At 57.0% G+C, this 15,259-nt stretch carries 8 protein-coding genes; 2 read left to right on the top strand and 6 right to left on the bottom strand.

Features of this window, described 5'->3' with window-relative positions; all coding sequences use genetic code 11:
• Positions 1 to 15 precede the first annotated feature (15 nt).
• The 6 genes from R9X49_RS10335 to R9X49_RS10360 all read right to left on the bottom strand — a co-directional run bounded on the left by R9X49_RS10335 (position 16) and on the right by R9X49_RS10360 (position 11,886).
• The gene (locus tag R9X49_RS10335) at positions 16 to 2,724 is read right to left on the bottom strand and encodes a molybdopterin-dependent oxidoreductase (protein WP_319848274.1); all 2,709 of its coding nucleotides are present in this window, start codon (positions 2,722 to 2,724) and stop codon (positions 16 to 18) included.
• Entirely contained in the window at positions 2,721 to 6,914 is a 4,194-nt protein-coding gene (gene nirB / locus R9X49_RS10340; protein ID WP_319848635.1) for a nitrite reductase large subunit NirB, read from the bottom strand. The genes R9X49_RS10335 and nirB overlap by 4 nt, the downstream gene beginning before the upstream one ends.
• 19 nt (positions 6,915 to 6,933) lie before the next feature.
• On the bottom strand, positions 6,934 to 7,728 hold the full coding sequence (locus tag R9X49_RS10345) for an ABC transporter ATP-binding protein (RefSeq protein WP_319848275.1): 795 nt from the start codon (positions 7,726 to 7,728) through the stop codon (positions 6,934 to 6,936).
• Positions 7,729 to 7,738: 10 nt separating this feature from the next.
• On the bottom strand, positions 7,739 to 8,653 hold the full coding sequence (gene ntrB, locus R9X49_RS10350; RefSeq protein ID WP_319848636.1) for a nitrate ABC transporter permease: 915 nt from the start codon (positions 8,651 to 8,653) through the stop codon (positions 7,739 to 7,741).
• A 12-nt stretch (positions 8,654 to 8,665) separates the two neighbouring features.
• The gene (locus tag R9X49_RS10355; protein WP_319848276.1) at positions 8,666 to 9,925 is read right to left on the bottom strand and encodes a CmpA/NrtA family ABC transporter substrate-binding protein; all 1,260 of its coding nucleotides are present in this window, start codon (positions 9,923 to 9,925) and stop codon (positions 8,666 to 8,668) included.
• A 671-nt stretch (positions 9,926 to 10,596) separates the two neighbouring features.
• Positions 10,597 to 11,886 carry a nitrate- and nitrite sensing domain-containing protein gene (locus R9X49_RS10360; protein ID WP_319848277.1) on the bottom strand — a complete coding sequence of 430 codons (1,290 nt, stop codon included), beginning with the start codon at positions 11,884 to 11,886 and terminating at the stop codon, positions 10,597 to 10,599.
• Positions 11,887 to 12,527: 641 nt separating this feature from the next.
• On the opposite strand from R9X49_RS10360, the gene cydA reads away from it, so the two are divergent.
• Both cydA and cydB read left to right on the top strand, forming a co-directional pair.
• On the top strand, positions 12,528 to 14,105 hold the full coding sequence (cydA, locus tag R9X49_RS10365; RefSeq protein ID WP_319848278.1) for a cytochrome ubiquinol oxidase subunit I: 1,578 nt from the start codon (positions 12,528 to 12,530) through the stop codon (positions 14,103 to 14,105).
• 13 nt (positions 14,106 to 14,118) lie between these two features.
• The gene (gene cydB / locus R9X49_RS10370) at positions 14,119 to 15,258 is read left to right on the top strand and encodes a cytochrome d ubiquinol oxidase subunit II (RefSeq protein ID WP_319848279.1); all 1,140 of its coding nucleotides are present in this window, start codon (positions 14,119 to 14,121) and stop codon (positions 15,256 to 15,258) included.
• The last annotated feature ends 1 nt before the right edge of the window (position 15,259 follow it).

Raw genomic sequence — 15,259 nt, forward strand, 5'->3', positions numbered from 1 at the left:
ATTACGCCGTGGCGCTCAACCTGCTTTTTTCAATTCATTAACCGTTATCGGTACGTGCTGACTCAATAACGCCTTCAGTTCGGGGATACAGGAACCGCAGTTAGTGCCACATTTCAGCACGCCGCCCAGCGCAGCCACGCTGTGGCACCCTTTACGAATCGCGCCAACAATGATCGCTTCGCCGACGCTATAGCAACTGCAAATCGTTGCGCCTTGCTGCACCTGCCCCTGCGGTGCCTGACCTGCCAGCAGCGCATGGCGTTCGTGTGGTAGCTGCGGTGGAGTGATAAACGCCTGACGCACCGCATCGCTGTCAATACGCAGCGCCTGTGCGCTGACATAGCAGGCCAGCACGACGCGGCCATCGCGCCAGCCAATCAGGTGAAAGATGCCGTTGCCCTGCGCGATCTGACACTGCATGTTCTCCAGACCATACTGCTCAGTCAGCCATGCCTGCCAGTCATCTACCGGCACACGGTCGGCAAACAGGTACTGCGTCACGCCTTCATGCGGAATCTTGCTCCAATACGTTGCAGGCGGCGGCAGAACATCATGCTCTGCGGGTAACGTTAATGGCGCTGAAGCCGGTTCATCGGCAAAAAATAGCGTTGCCTGCCAGGCGGTATGCCAAGGTTGGATACGAACCCGGCTGTGCTTACTTTCCGGCTGGCCGGAATGGGGATCGGTAATCGGCGCGACTAAGCTGTCGGCCCGCGCCTGTGCGCTGAACTGCTGATTCCAGTGCATCGGTACAAACACGCTGCCGCGCGCCTGTCCGGCGTCAATCCGCGCCCGTGCCAGCATCCAGCCGTGCACCGACGACAGGCGCACCAAATCGCCCGCCTGAATGTCATGCGTTTGTGCATCCTGCGGGTGCAGTTCACAGTAAGGTTCACTGATATGACGCATCAGCCGGGCGGCTTTACCGGTACGCGTCATGGTATGCCACTGATCGCGAATCCGCCCGGTGTTCAGTACCAGCGGATATGCCTCACTCCACAGGCTTTGCGGCAGCGACGGGGTTACCGCCACCAGACGCGCTTTACCATCGGCATGCCAGAATTGACCATCATCACCCAGCCGGGCACGTCCGCGTGGAAATGCCGCATTCACCGGCCACTGTATCGGTTCCAACTGCTGCCACTGCTGATTGCTAAGCGTCGCCAGCCCGCTGATATCAAACGCGCGGCTGCCGTTATTCTCAAACCCGGACAGCGCCGCATGTTCACGAAAGATCTCCACCGGATGCTGATAGGCAAACGCTTCGGCAAACCCCATACGCTGCGCCACTTGGCTCAGGATCCACCAGTCGGCTTTGGCTTCCCCCGGCGCAAGCAGAAAGGCACGCTGACGCGACAACCGACGTTCGGAATTAGTCACTGTGCCGTCTTTTTCCCCCCAGCCTAGTGCGGGGAGTAAGATATCAGCGGTTTCTGCGGTATCGGTATGACGCATCACCTCAGAGACGATCACCAGCGGGCAGCGCTCCAGCGCCTGTTTCACCCGGTCGGCATCCGGCATCGACACCACCGGATTGGTGCCCATCACCCACACGGCTTTAATCTCGCCACGTTCAACGGCGCGAAACAGGTCCACCGCATTCAGACCGGGCTGTGTCGCCACGTTATCGCTCTGCCAGAAGCGCCCCACGCGCTCGATATCCTGCGGCGTAAAGCCCATGTGGCTGGCAAGCTGATTGGCCAGCCCGCCGACTTCCCGTCCGCCCATTGCATTTGGCTGTCCGGTTATCGAAAACGGACCGGAACCCAACACGCCGATTTTGCCGCTCAGCAGATGAGCATTAACGATCGCGTTGCACTTATCGCTGCCCGATGACGACTGATTAACGCCCTGCGAGTAGAGTGTGACGACCTTGTCGCTTGTGCTAAACAGGTGATAAAAACGCGCGATATCGGTTTCATCTAACTGACAGAAATCCGCCACGTGCGCCACCGGCCACGCCTGTGCTGACTGTAACGCCACTTCCACACCGGAAAAACGCTCGGCCACGTCGGTAATATCAACACGCGAGTGCTGTGCAATCCACTGCAGCAGACCGTTAAACAGTCCGGCATCGCTGCCGGGCTGCAGCGGTAAATGTAGATCGGCGATATCGCAGGTTGCGGTACGTCGAGGATCGACCACCACCACCTGCATCTGCGGCCGCTGCTGTTTCGCCTGCACCAGCCGCTGATACACCACCGGATGTGCCCAGGCGGTATTGGATCCCACCAGCACCACCACATCCGCCTGTTCGATATCTTCGTAACTACAGGGAACGGCATCCGCCCCCAGTCCGCGTTTGTAGCCGATCACCGCAGACGCCATGCATAGCCGCGAATTGGTATCCATATTGGCGACGCCAATAAATCCCTTCATCAGCTTGTTGGCAACGTAGTAATCCTCCGTCAACAGCTGACCTGAACCATAAAACGCCACCGACTGCGGGCCGTGTTGCTGCATGGTTGCCAGCAGCCGTTCGGCCACCGTATCCAGCGCCTGCTCCCAGCTCACACGACGTCCTTCCACCAGCGGCCACAGCAGGCGGCCGTTCAAGTCCAGCGTTTCTCCCAGCGCGGAGCCTTTAACACACAACCGACCCAAATTTGCCGGGTGCGCCGGATCGCCGCTAATCTTTACCGTGCCTTGATCGTCGCGTTCTGCCAGCACGCCACAGCCGACGCCACAATACGGGCAGGTTGTCCGACAGACGCGCGCGTTCATGATGCTTTCGCCATGGCGGCGTCTGCCAGACTGACGCTTTCAGGTACGGCCAGCGGTTGACGACATACCCAAATCTCGTCGTCTTCTACACGCACCGGCCAGGCGCGCACGTATAGCGCACTGTCATCCGGGCTCACACCATCCCGCAGCTTGAAGCGTTTCTTGTACAGCGGAGAAATCACCACCGGTTCACCCGCTACATCGCCGATCAGCCCACGCGACAGCACATTCGCCCCGCTGCCCGGTTCATGGTTTTCCAGCGCGTACACCTGCTGCTCGCTGCCCGGCAGGTGGAACAGCGCGATCTGCTGCTGCCCGAGGCGCGCCGCCATACCTGCATGACGTGGAATATCGCCCAGCGTCGCCACCTGTACCCACTCAGCTTCGTGCGCCGCGGGTTTCAGAGCAACGGGTTCTGGCGAGGCCACTTTTTCATGATCCTGCGCCGGACGGATCTGTCCACGCTCCGGCACCATCACCACCGCTTCATCTGGGCTATCGCTGTTCAGGAAGCCACGGAATAGCGCCAGACGTTCCGGGCTTTCCAGCGTGGTTTGCCATTCGCACTGGTAGGCATCCACCACGCGCTGCATCTCTTTATCCAGCTCTTCACCGATATTCAGGCTATCTTCCAGAATCACCTGACGCAGATAGTCGATACCGCCTTCCAGATTATCCATCCAGGTGCTGGTACGCTGGAGACGATCGCCGGTACGGATATAAAACATCAAGACCCGATCGATAGTGCGCAGCAGGGTTTCCGTATCCAGATCGCTGGCGAAGAGATCCGCATGGCGCGGTTTCATGCCGCCGTTGCCGCACACGTAAAGATTCCAGCCTTTATCGGTGGCAATCACGCCGATATCTTTGCTTTGTGCTTCTGCACATTCGCGGGTGCAACCAGACACCGCCATTTTGATCTTATGCGGTGAGCGTAGCCCCTTGTAACGATGCTCCAGTTGAATCGCCAGCCCGGTGGAATCCTGCACGCCATAGCGGCACCAGGTCGATCCCACGCAAGATTTCACGGTACGCAGCGATTTGCCGTAGGCATGGCCGGTTTCAAATCCAGCATCGATCAGCTCGCGCCAGATCGCGGGAAGCTGCTCTAAGCGCGCGCCAAATAAATCTACGCGCTGACCGCCGGTGATCTTGGTGTACAAATTATAACGCTGCGCCACCTGACCAATGGCGATCAGTCCTTCCGGCGTGATCTCCCCCGCCGGAACGCGCGGCACGACGGAATACGTACCGTCTTTTTGAATGTTGGCAAAGAAACGATCGTTGGTATCCTGCAACGGCAGGTGCTGCGGTTGTAGCAGATAGTCATTCCAGCAGGATGCCAGCATCGATCCCACCAGCGGCTTACACACTTCGCAGCCTAAACCGTGGCCGTAACGCTCAAGAAGGCTGTCGAACGAGCGGATCTCGTGCACGCGGATCAGGTGATACAGCTCCTGACGGGAATAGGCGAAGTGCTCGCAAATGTCCTTTTTCACTTCGACGCCCAACTGCGTCAGTTCATACTCCATCACCTGCTTAAGCAGTGGTATACAGCCGCCGCAGCCCGTTCCCGCTTTGGTACAGGTTTTCAGCGCGCCCAGCTCGCCGCAGCCGCCTGCCACCGCCGCCGAGATATCGCTTTTGCTGACGTTATGGCAGGAGCAAATCTGTGCACTGGCGGGTAACGCCGCCACGCCTAGCCCTTTCGGCGCATCGCCAGAACGTGCTGGCAAAATCAATCCTTCCGGCTGTGCAGGCAGCGGCATATCGTTGAGCATCATTTGCAGTAGCGTGCTGTAATCGCTGCTGTCGCCAATCAGTACCGCGCCCAGTAAACGCTTGCCGTCGGCAGAGACGACAATTTTCTTGTAGACCTCGTTCGGACCGTCCGTCCACTGGTAGCTTTGGCTCCCCGCCGTGCGCCCGTGCGCATCGCCAATCGAGGCCACATCAACGCCCAGCAGCTTCAGCTTGGTGCTCATGTCCGCGCCGGTAAATGGCGTATCGCGCTGCGCCAGCGTATCCGCCACGCTGCGTGCCATCTGGTAGCCCGGCGCCACCAGCCCGAAAATCTGCCCTTTCCACAGTGCACACTCGCCAATAGCGAAAATTGCGTCATCGGAGGTCTGGCAGCGATCGTCAATCACAATGCCGCCGCGAGGCCCTTTCTCTAAATCGCAGCTATCCGCCAGTTTGTCACGCGGACGAATCCCAGCGGAAAACAGCACCAAATCGGTTTCCAATACGCTGCCGTCGGCAAAGCAGAGGCGATGCAACGCCTGCTCGCCGTCGGTGATCTCGCGCGTTTCTTTACTGAGATGAATCTGTACGCCCAGCGCCTCAATCTTGCGCCGCAGCATGGTGGCACCGCCGTCGTCCAGCTGTACCGCCATCAGGCGCGGCGCAAACTCCACCACATGGGTATCCAGCCCCAGTTGGCGCAGGGCATTTGCCGCTTCCAGCCCCAGCAGGCCACCGCCAATCACCACACCGGATTTCGCCTTTTTCGCCTGTGCGGCAATCGCATCCAGATCGTCCAGCGTGCGATACACCAAACAGCCGGGGCGCGTGTTGCCGGGAATCGGTGGAACAAACGCATAAGAGCCCGTCGCCAGCACCAGTTTGTCGTAGGCGGTTTCACGGCCCTGTGCATCGCACACACACTGACGTTCACGATCGATAGCCACGATCTCACTGGCACTGCGCAGCTCAATACCGCTCTCGGCAAAAAAGCCGTCTTTTACCAGCGATAAAGAAGCAGCGCTGCGACCAGAAAAATACTCGGAGAGGTGAACGCGGTCATAGGCTTCATGACGTTCTTCACCAAAGACGACGATGTGGTAGTGCCGATGCAGGTCGCGCTCGACCAGCTGTTCAAGAAAATAGTGGCCGACCATACCGTGGCCGACGACCACCAAAATAGGTTTGCTCATGACAGGAATCCTTACAGCTTCAGGCTGTGGGTGTGGGTCAAAATCGGGGGAAGAAAGGCCGAAAAGCAGCGAGGCAGGCGGAAGCATCTTGCCTTCAGTAGTGCTCTCCATTGCGGCCAGCAGACGCTGGCTGTCATCGGTGTCGCCATACAGCAGGACACCGCTCAGCCGCCCGTCGCGCAGGAGCAGACGACGGTAGTGCTGCGTCTGCGGATCAAACAGGGTGTACACCTCATCATCCGGTGCCACGTTAATATCGCCGCCGCTGACCACACCAATTCCCGTGACTTTCAGCCGCGTCGCCGCCTGTTCACGTTGATAATCTTTCGGCGCGTGTCCGGCCAGGCGCTGTGCCACCAGCGTGGCATGGGCGAAACACGGGGCAACCAGCCCGAAAGTTTCGCTATTGAGTTCACAACATTCGCCGATCGCACTGATGTACGGGTCGGCAGTTTGTAACTGTCCATCCACCAGCACGCCGCGGTTACAGGGCAAGCCGCACCCGCGTGCCAGCTGGCTGGCGGGAATCACGCCCGCCGTCACCACCACCAGTCCGGCGGGGATCGTACGGCCATCCGCCAAGGCGACAGCCGTTACGCCGTGTTCATCACCGTGCAGCGCCACCACCTGCACATCCGTTTCACAGGCAATACCGCGGGCGCGCAGGCTGTCGCACAGCAGGCCGCTCGCCGTTGCGTCCAGTTGACGCTCCATCAGAATCGGGACGCGATGCAGCAGCGTGACGTCGGCACCGCGCAGTTTCAGCGCCGCTGCCGCTTCAATCCCAAGCAAGCCACCGCCAATCACCACCGCAGGAACGGACTGGCGAATCATCGTCAGCATCAGTTCAACATCATCCAGCGTGCGGAAGCCGCACACGCCCGCCAGATCGATACCGGGCATCGGTGGCATAAACGGCGTGGATCCGGTCGCCAGCACCAGATGATCGTAATGCAGTTGCCGTTGCGTCGTTGTCACCTCACGCTGCTGGCGATCGATATGGGTTACCCGCTCACCCAGCAGGTAACTCACCGGCAGCGCCGCATCGCCATCGATAGCCGCTGGCGTCAGCAGCGTATCCGTAAACGCTTTTTCACCGCTCAATACTGGCGACAGCAGGATGCGGTTATAGCTGGCGCGCGGTTCATCACCAATCACGGTGATGCGGTAGCGCGTCGCAGCCAGCTGACGTAGCGCATCGACGAATCGTGCGCTCGCCATCCCGTTACCAATCACAATCAGATGCGGTTTCATCATCGTTCCGGCCTCACTGTCAGGCTGCTTTAGGCTGTTTTTCATATAAGAAATGCAGCACCTGCTGGCGGTAGTGGTGATAGCGCGGATCGTCAGCCAGCGCGACGCGTGAACGCGGACGTTCCAGCTCGACCGTCATGATTTCACCGACCGTCGCCGCCGGACCGTTCGTCATCATTAGCACGCGATCCGACAGCAGTACTGCCTCGTCTACGTCGTGAGTAATCAGCACAATCGTGGTTTGCAACCGCTGCTGAATCTCCATTACCGCATCCTGAAGATGCGCACGGGTCAGCGCATCCAGCGCGCCGAACGGCTCATCCATCAGCAGCACTTTCGGCTTCATGGCCAGCGCGCGGGCAATCCCCACACGCTGCTTCATGCCGCCGGAGATCTCGTTAGGCCGCTTGTTCAGCGCGTGCCCCATATGCACCAGTTCCAGATTGTGGGTAATCCATTCGTGCATCTCGCGCTTGTTCATCTGCCCGCGAAATACCTGGCGTACCGCCAGCGCAACGTTTTCATAGGTCGTCAGCCACGGCAGCAGCGAGTGGTTCTGAAAGACCACGCCGCGCTCAGGCCCCGGTCCATCAATTTCACGGTTATCACACAGCAGGCCGCCGCTGCTCGGCAATGTCAGACCGGCGATCAGGTTCAATAGCGTGGACTTGCCGCAGCCGGAATGGCCGATCAGGCTGATCGTCTCACCGGTATGAATGTCAAAACTCACCTGATCCAGCGCCAGAAACTCGCCGCTGGCGGTATTGAAACGCTGGCTCACCTGCTGCACTTGAATAATCGGTGTTGTACGCATGGTCGGCTCCTTAGCGGTTGTCATAGCTGAAACGGTTAGCAATCCACACCAGTCCCTGCTCAAGCAGCAGACCGATAACACCAATCACCACGATGGCGATGATGATGTTTTCCACATTCAGGTTGTTCCACTCATTCCAAATCCAGAAACCGATACCGACGCCGCCGGTCAGCATCTCCGCGGCGACAATCACCAGCCAGGCGACGCCAATCGACAGACGCACGCCGGTCAATACGTTAGGCAACACCGCAGGCAGCAGGATTTTGCGCATAATGGTGAATTCGGAGAGCTTCAGCACCCGCGCCACGTTCAGGTAATCCTGTGGGATGCGGCGTACGCCTTCGGCGGTATTGAGGATCATCGGCCAAATGGAGCAGATGAAAATGGTCCAACTGGATGCCGGTTCCGCGCGCTGGAACAGCAGCAGGCCGATAGGCAACCATGCCAGTGGACTGACCGGACGCAGCAGCGAAATGATCGGGTTGAGCATGCTAGCCAGAAAGGTAAAACGACCAATCAGGAAACCCGCAGGAATACCAACCAGCGCCGCCAGTCCGAAGCCAATGCCAACGCGTTGCAGCGAGGCCAATACGTTCCAGCCAATGCCCTGATCGTTTGGCCCGGCGATATAAAACGGATCGGCGAAGAGGCTGAGTGCCGCAAGCCAGGTCGTCCACGGCGTCGGGAAGTTTTCGCTGTTGAGCGCGGCAATCTGCCAGACCGCCACCAGCAGACCCAGCCCCAGTACCGCAGGGAAAAGCTGCTGAAACAGCTTACGCAGCAGCGGTCGGTAGGCGAAAGCAGGCGTTGCCGGTGCTTTTTCAGGCGTCGCTGGTTTGGTTGGCAGCGGCATAATTTCAGCGCTGTGCACGGTTTCCGGGGCGGTATCCGCAGCAATCGGAATGATTCGGGCCTGGTTTTTCATCATCAACCTCACTTATTTCTTCACGCTAAAACTGTTGGCATAACCCGCCGGATCGCTACCATCCCAGCGGCGGCCATCGATAAGCACGCTGCTGCGCATGTCGCTACCGGGCAACGGCACATTCCCCACGGCCTCGGCCGCCTGCTTGTAGATATCAATGCGGTTAACCTGCTTCGCGACGGCCAGATAGTCCGGCTCTTCGGTGAGCAAGCCCCAGCGCTTGTGCTGGGTAAGGAACCACATACCGTCGGACAGATACGGGTAGTTCACGGAACCGTCGTGGTAGAAACGCATCGCGTGTTCGTCTTTCCAGCTTTTCCCCAGTCCGTTTTCGTACTGGCCCAGCATGCGTCCGACGATGGTTTCTTCTTTGGCATTGATGTACGCGCGTCCGGCAACGACACTGGCCGTCTCACGGCGGTTGTCGTCCGAAGCGTCAATCCAGCGCGAGGCATCGAGAATCGCGGCGGTCAACGCGCGGGCGCTATTCGGGTTGGCGTTCACCCAGTCAGCGCGGGTACCCAGCACTTTCTCTGGATGATCCGGCCAAATGTCTTGCGAAGTGGCGGCGGTAAAGCCGATTTTTTCGCTAATGGCACGCTGGTTCCACGGCTCGCCGACGCAGTAGCCCACCATGTTGCCAATCTTCATGTTCATCACCATTTGCGGCGGCGGCACCACCACGGTGCGCACGTCGTTCAGTGGATGAATCCCGGCGGAAGCCAGCCAGTAGTAGAGCCACATGGCGTGCGTACCGGTCGGGAAGGTTTGTGCGAAGGTGTACGTGCCCGCCGGGCTGGCGGCGATATATTTTTGCAGCCCCGCGAGATCCGTGACATTGGCTTCACGCAGTTGGTTTGCCAGCGTGATCCCTTGCCCGTTCTGGTTGAGCGTCATCAGTGCCGCCATGTTGCTCTGTGCGCCGGACAGCCCCATTTGCAGACCGTACAGCTGCCCATACAGAATGTGGGCGGCATCCAGCTCGCCCGACACCAGCTTGTCGCGTACCGCCGCCCAGCTTGCTTCTTTGCTGGGAACAATCGTGATGCCGTATTTCTTATCGAAGCCTTTCACTGCGGCCATCACGACTGAGGCGCAGTCCGTCAACGGGATAAACCCGACCCGGATTTCCTTTTTCTCCGGTGCATCAGAACCCGCGGCCCAGGCGCTATTCATCAACCCTGGCAGCATCAGGCTGCCACCCAGTGCAGCACTCCCCAGCAGAAACTGGCGGCGAGAGACGGTCATGCTTTTGGTTTTGGAATCACTCATCAACGACACCCTTGCGCAAAACACCTTTTCAGGCGGTAAAAACAAAAACGGCGTCCACAAGCCCATGCAGAATCTGCACGCTTATGGACGCCGTTGTCCGATTAACACCTTCCGCACCGCCGTTGGCCCGAAACGCATTATGAATGTTTGGTTGTTGCTAATGAGTTAAAGCAAGGTTTGTGCCAGATGTCACAATTTTGCGTATTACCGAGCGGGATTGTTTAATAGAGAAGTGAACTTAAATTTCGGTAACCACATGTAAATTATGATGATTATTTCGTGCGCGAGAATATTGCCATTTCTATGCTACGCCGTAGCACGCGCCCGACACGGGGCGCTCAGTCGCCGCCGCCCCGTGACCCGTGGCTTTTTCGCGAGAAATAACGTCGCTACGCGATACCTTCAGAAAAAACAGTCTCTTAGCGGACCGTCGTTGACGCGCTCCCGGCGCGGCAACGACTTTCGCGGCTTCCCTGCCGCTCATCCTAAGCCTGTTTTTCCTTCAGCGTTATTTACGCTCATCACAACACAACGACAGCGAGAACCAACTACGCACGAAACTACTTCACACCGTCAGTTACTCCGCTATTGACGCCACGATTTCCTCTTCACAAGACGGCGTCTTGCACCGCAAGCAAGCAGAACACGCACAGTTCATGTGCATATACCTCTTAAGGGGTATCTCCGAATACATCTGCTACCGCGAGCATCGCCGTTGCGATATCAATCAGCTTTTTATTCTGGCTCATCGCCATGCGCCGTAGGGTTTTGTAGGCCTCTTCTTCGCTTAATCCACGGTGCTGCATCAGTAAGCCCTTTGCGCGATCGATCTGTTTTCTTTCATTCAACGTGGCTCGCAGCGCAGCCAATTCATGATCCTGCGCCTGTAAGCGCCTCGACTGTTGCTGCACCAGCGACAGCAGCGATCGCCCCAACTGTGGGCTGACGCCATCGCTATGTAGCCAGCCGGGAGGAGTGCTCTGCCCTTCCACGTCGTGACCAGCGATAAATATCGAATAACCGGGCTCGTCCTTCTCCTGCTGCGCCATCAGCTCTTCGAGGTCCGCCCGCTGATCGCTGCACGCCTTCTCCGCTGCCGCAATACGGGTACGACAGCGCTGCATCAGCGTCTGCTCCAGTTCATCTTCCATCTGTTTCATTTCGTCGATACGCCGCGTGGCAATCGAAAACCAGTGCAGGCTGTCGGCTTCCGACAGCTTTTCTATCGGGCTGCGGGTGCACACGATCCGGCGCAGGCGCTCAAACTCGCTGTCTACCGCGATAGCACGCCAGCGCTGCTGGTTTTCTTCATCGCTAAAACTGAGAAAGGTATCGAAACAGCGCTCCTGCCGCTCAATCAAGTCCAGCAGCTTTTGCCGGGTTTCCTCATCAATGCTGCCCGCCGCATAGGCCGCCGCGCCGATAGCACGCTCCTGCCCCGCCAGTTCTTTCCCCTGCATAAAGCTGAACATGGCAATCAACGCGCGAGAAATCCCCGGATCGGCTGCCGTATCCGACACCTCAAAAACCAGTGCCAGCAGATTACGGACAATGTCGTTGAAAAATGTCATCGCTTGCGGCTGAGGCAGCAAGCGCTGGCGAATCTGCTGGCGCAGCGCAGGCAGCAGGCTCAGCGCATAGACCACGCTGGCGACGCGGCTGAATAGACGGCTTGCCTGCGGCAATTCCGCCGTCATTTTTTCTAATCCGGCCAGATGCGTCATCAAGTGCGCCTGTGCCGTCTGCACGTCTTTCTCACGTAGCACCAGTTCATCGGCGAAAAATCGGCCGTCGGAGCAAAGAAACAGGTTGGCCGTTCCCCGTTCGCGCTGCAATAGATGCACGAGCTGGCTGATTTTCCCCACCAGTTCACCACTTTGCAGCAGGTAGCGCAGGCTGTTCAGCTCACACTGGCGCGAGGCAAGTAAAAATCGAATTGTCGTTGAAGGCTCCGCCACCATTGCACTCTCTCCTGAAAAAACCATGCTCGGAAATATGCAATTAGCACGCCAGTTACCTCACGCATCAACAGGAAAAAAGCAGCAATGCATGCCGACCTCTTTTTAATATTCGATGTATCTCGACGGTGAAATAAATACGCATGCGATCTGCCCGTCAAACAGCAATAACGAGCGGCAAGAGAAGCCATCTGTTGCTCTTTTTTATCTGCCGCGTATTCACAGAGAAAAACAAAATTAATACAAAAAGTAACTGTTATATTTATCCTTATTCCATCTGTACCAACAATGGTATTCATGCGATAAATACCACACCACCAAATCAGAATTAAATTCTTTTAAATGAATTTAAAAAAAATAAAAAAATAACAAATAAGTTTAAATTAGATATAAATTTCAAAATTGACGTAGATTCCGTTTCTCACATCACCCACAAAACTGTACTATTTATCCTTCCATTTTTGCACGCTATAATCCCCGCACGTTTTATTCACTGCTCATTCTTATCTCACTTCAATCAGTGAAGTTAATTTCTGACGGATGCAAATACCGCCGACGGTAATTATTCGCATTTTATTTATCACTATTTATTCCGGCAAGCATCGGAATAACAGCATTTTCCTGCCTGACGCTAGGAGCCTAACATGTTTGATGTCGTTGAGCTGTCGCGGCTGCAATTTGCCCTGACCGCCATGTATCACTTTCTTTTTGTCCCGCTAACGCTGGGGTTGTCTTTCCTGCTGGCCATTATGAACACCACCTATGTGTTAACCGGCAAGCAAATCTACAAGGATATGACCAAATTCTGGGGCAAGCTGTTCGCCATCAACTTTGCGCTGGGCGTGGCAACCGGTCTGACGCTGGAGTTCCAGTTCGGCACCAACTGGTCTTACTATTCTCACTATGTGGGCGATATTTTTGGTGCGCCGCTGGCGATGGAAGGACTCATGGCGTTCTTCCTCGAATCCACACTTATCGGCCTGTTCTTTTTCGGCTGGGATCGCCTGACCAAAGTCCAGCACATGCTGGTGACCTGGTTCGTCGCGCTGGGCTCTAATTTTTCCGCCCTGTGGATTCTGGTCGCTAACGGCTGGATGCAAAACCCGATTGCCGCTGAATTCAACTATGAAACTATGCGCATGGAAATGCTGAGCTTCGCCGAACTGGTACTGAACCCGGTTGCGCAGGTGAAATTCGTGCACACCGTGGCAGCAGGCTATACCGCCGGTGCGATGTTCGTCCTCGGGATCAGCTCTTACTATCTGTTGAAAGGCCGCGATATCGCCTTTGCCAAACGCTCGTTCGCGATTGCCGCCAGTTTCGGTCTGGCTTCGGTGCTGTCCGTGATCGTACTGGGTGATGAATCCGGCTATGTAATGGGCGATGTGCAGAAAACCAAACTGGCAGCAATCGAAGCCGAATGGGAAACGCAGCCCGCCCCCGCTTCTTTCACGCTGTTCGCCATCCCCAATCAGGAAACGATGCAGAACGATTATGCGATCCACGTTCCCTACCTGCTGGGGCTCATCGCCACGCGTTCACTCGATAAACCCGTCGTCGGCATTAAAGACCTGATGGCGCAACATGAGATCCGCATTCGCAACGGCATGACGGCCTATGGTCTGCTGGAGGAACTGCGTTCAGGCAACACCGATCCCGCCGTTCGCACGCGCTTTGAGGCTGCCAAGCACGATCTGGGCTACGGTCTGCTGCTTAAGCGCTATACCGACGACGTCGCCAATGCCAGTGAAAACCAGATTCAGCAGGCAACCAAAGACTCAATCCCTCGCGTCGCACCGCTGTATGTCGCTTTTCGTCTGATGGTGGGCTGCGGCGTGCTGATGCTCGGCATTTTTGCCCTGTCGTTCTGGAGCGTCATACGCGGCCGTATGGGACAGCGTAAATGGCTGCACCGCGTGGCGCTGTACGGCATTCCCCTGCCCTGGATCGCGATTGAATCCGGCTGGTTCGTCGCCGAGTACGGCCGCCAGCCGTGGGCGGTCGGAGAGGTCCTGCCTACCGCCATCGCCAATTCTTCTCTGGAAGCACACGACATCCTGCTGTCGATGGGGCTGATTTGCGGGCTGTATACGCTGTTTCTGATTGCGGAAATGTATCTGATGTTCAAGTTTGCCCGACTGGGACCAAGCAGCCTGAAAACCGGCCGCTACCACTTTGAGCAACCGACAACGCAATCACTCACAACACCTGCAAAACCGTAACGGGAGCCATAAAATGCTGGATTATGAAACATTACGCCTGATTTGGTGGGGATTGATTGGCCTGTTGTTCATCGGCTTCGCCATCACCGACGGCTTTGACATGGGCGTAGGCATTCTGCTGCGCCTGCTGGGTAAAAACGATACCGAACGGCGGGTGATGATTAACGTGATCGCCCCGCACTGGGACGGCAATCAGGTCTGGCTGATCACCGGCGCGGGCGCGCTGTTCGCCGCCTGGCCGATGGTTTATGCCGCCGCTTTTTCCGGTTTCTACTTCGCCATGATTTTGGTGCTCGCCGCTCTGTTTTTCCGCCCGGTGGGCTTTGATTATCGCTCCAAGCTGGAAAACCAGCGCTGGCGCAATATGTGGGACTGGGGCATTTTCATCGGTAGCTTCGTCCCTACACTGGTATTCGGCATCGCCTTCGGGAACCTGTTGCAGGGCGTGCCGCTGAGCGTCGATATGTATTTGCGCCTCACCTACCACGGCGGATTCTTTGACCTGTTGAACCCGTTTGGGCTGCTGGCAGGCATTGTGAGCGTCGCCATGATCGTCGCACACGGCGCGATTTACCTGCAAATGCGCACCACAGACGTGCTTCAGCATCGCGCGCAAAAAACTGTCCTGATCGCCAGCACGTTAATGAGCATTGCCTTCTTACTGGCTGGCTTCTGGGTGCTGACCGGCATCGACGGCTACGTGATTACCTCAGCCATAGATAAAACGGCCCCGTCGAATCCACTGCACAAAGAAGTGGCACAACAGGCCCGGGCCTGGTTAGCCAACTTTACGGCGCATCCAGTGCTGTGGGCGATCCCTGCACTGGGCGTGGCTCTGCCGTGGTTAACCTGTCTCTTCTCACGCCTGAACCGCTGCGGCTGGGGTTTTCTGACCTCGTCATTGACGATTGTCTGCGTGATTCTGACGGCAGGGATTACGCTGTTCCCGTTTATTATGCCTTCCAGCTTTGCCCCTAACGTCAGCCTGACTATCTGGGATGCCACGTCCAGCCAGCTTACGCTTCAGGTGATGACCATTCTGGCCTGTATTTTTGTCCCCACCATCCTGCTTTATACCAGCTGGTGCTATTACAAAATGTTTGGTCGGATCGATGCCCGTTACATCGAAGCCAATAAGCATTCCGTTTACTAAC

The organism is Pectobacterium carotovorum (assembly GCF_033898505.1).
GTDB lineage: Bacteria > Pseudomonadota > Gammaproteobacteria > Enterobacterales > Enterobacteriaceae > Pectobacterium > Pectobacterium carotovorum_J.

Coding starts and splice junctions, on each gene's coding strand:
- R9X49_RS10335 (WP_319848274.1), bottom strand. CDS start 2,724: ATGAACGCGCGCGTCTGTCGGACAACCTGCCCGTATTGTGGCGTCGGC.
- nirB (WP_319848635.1), bottom strand. CDS start 6,914: ATGAAACCGCATCTGATTGTGATTGGTAACGGGATGGCGAGCGCACGA.
- R9X49_RS10345 (WP_319848275.1), bottom strand. CDS start 7,728: ATGCGTACAACACCGATTATTCAAGTGCAGCAGGTGAGCCAGCGTTTC.
- ntrB (WP_319848636.1), bottom strand. CDS start 8,653: ATGAAAAACCAGGCCCGAATCATTCCGATTGCTGCGGATACCGCCCCG.
- R9X49_RS10355 (WP_319848276.1), bottom strand. CDS start 9,925: ATGAGTGATTCCAAAACCAAAAGCATGACCGTCTCTCGCCGCCAGTTT.
- R9X49_RS10360 (WP_319848277.1), bottom strand. CDS start 11,886: ATGGTGGCGGAGCCTTCAACGACAATTCGATTTTTACTTGCCTCGCGC.
- cydA (WP_319848278.1), top strand. CDS start 12,528: ATGTTTGATGTCGTTGAGCTGTCGCGGCTGCAATTTGCCCTGACCGCC.
- cydB (WP_319848279.1), top strand. CDS start 14,119: ATGCTGGATTATGAAACATTACGCCTGATTTGGTGGGGATTGATTGGC.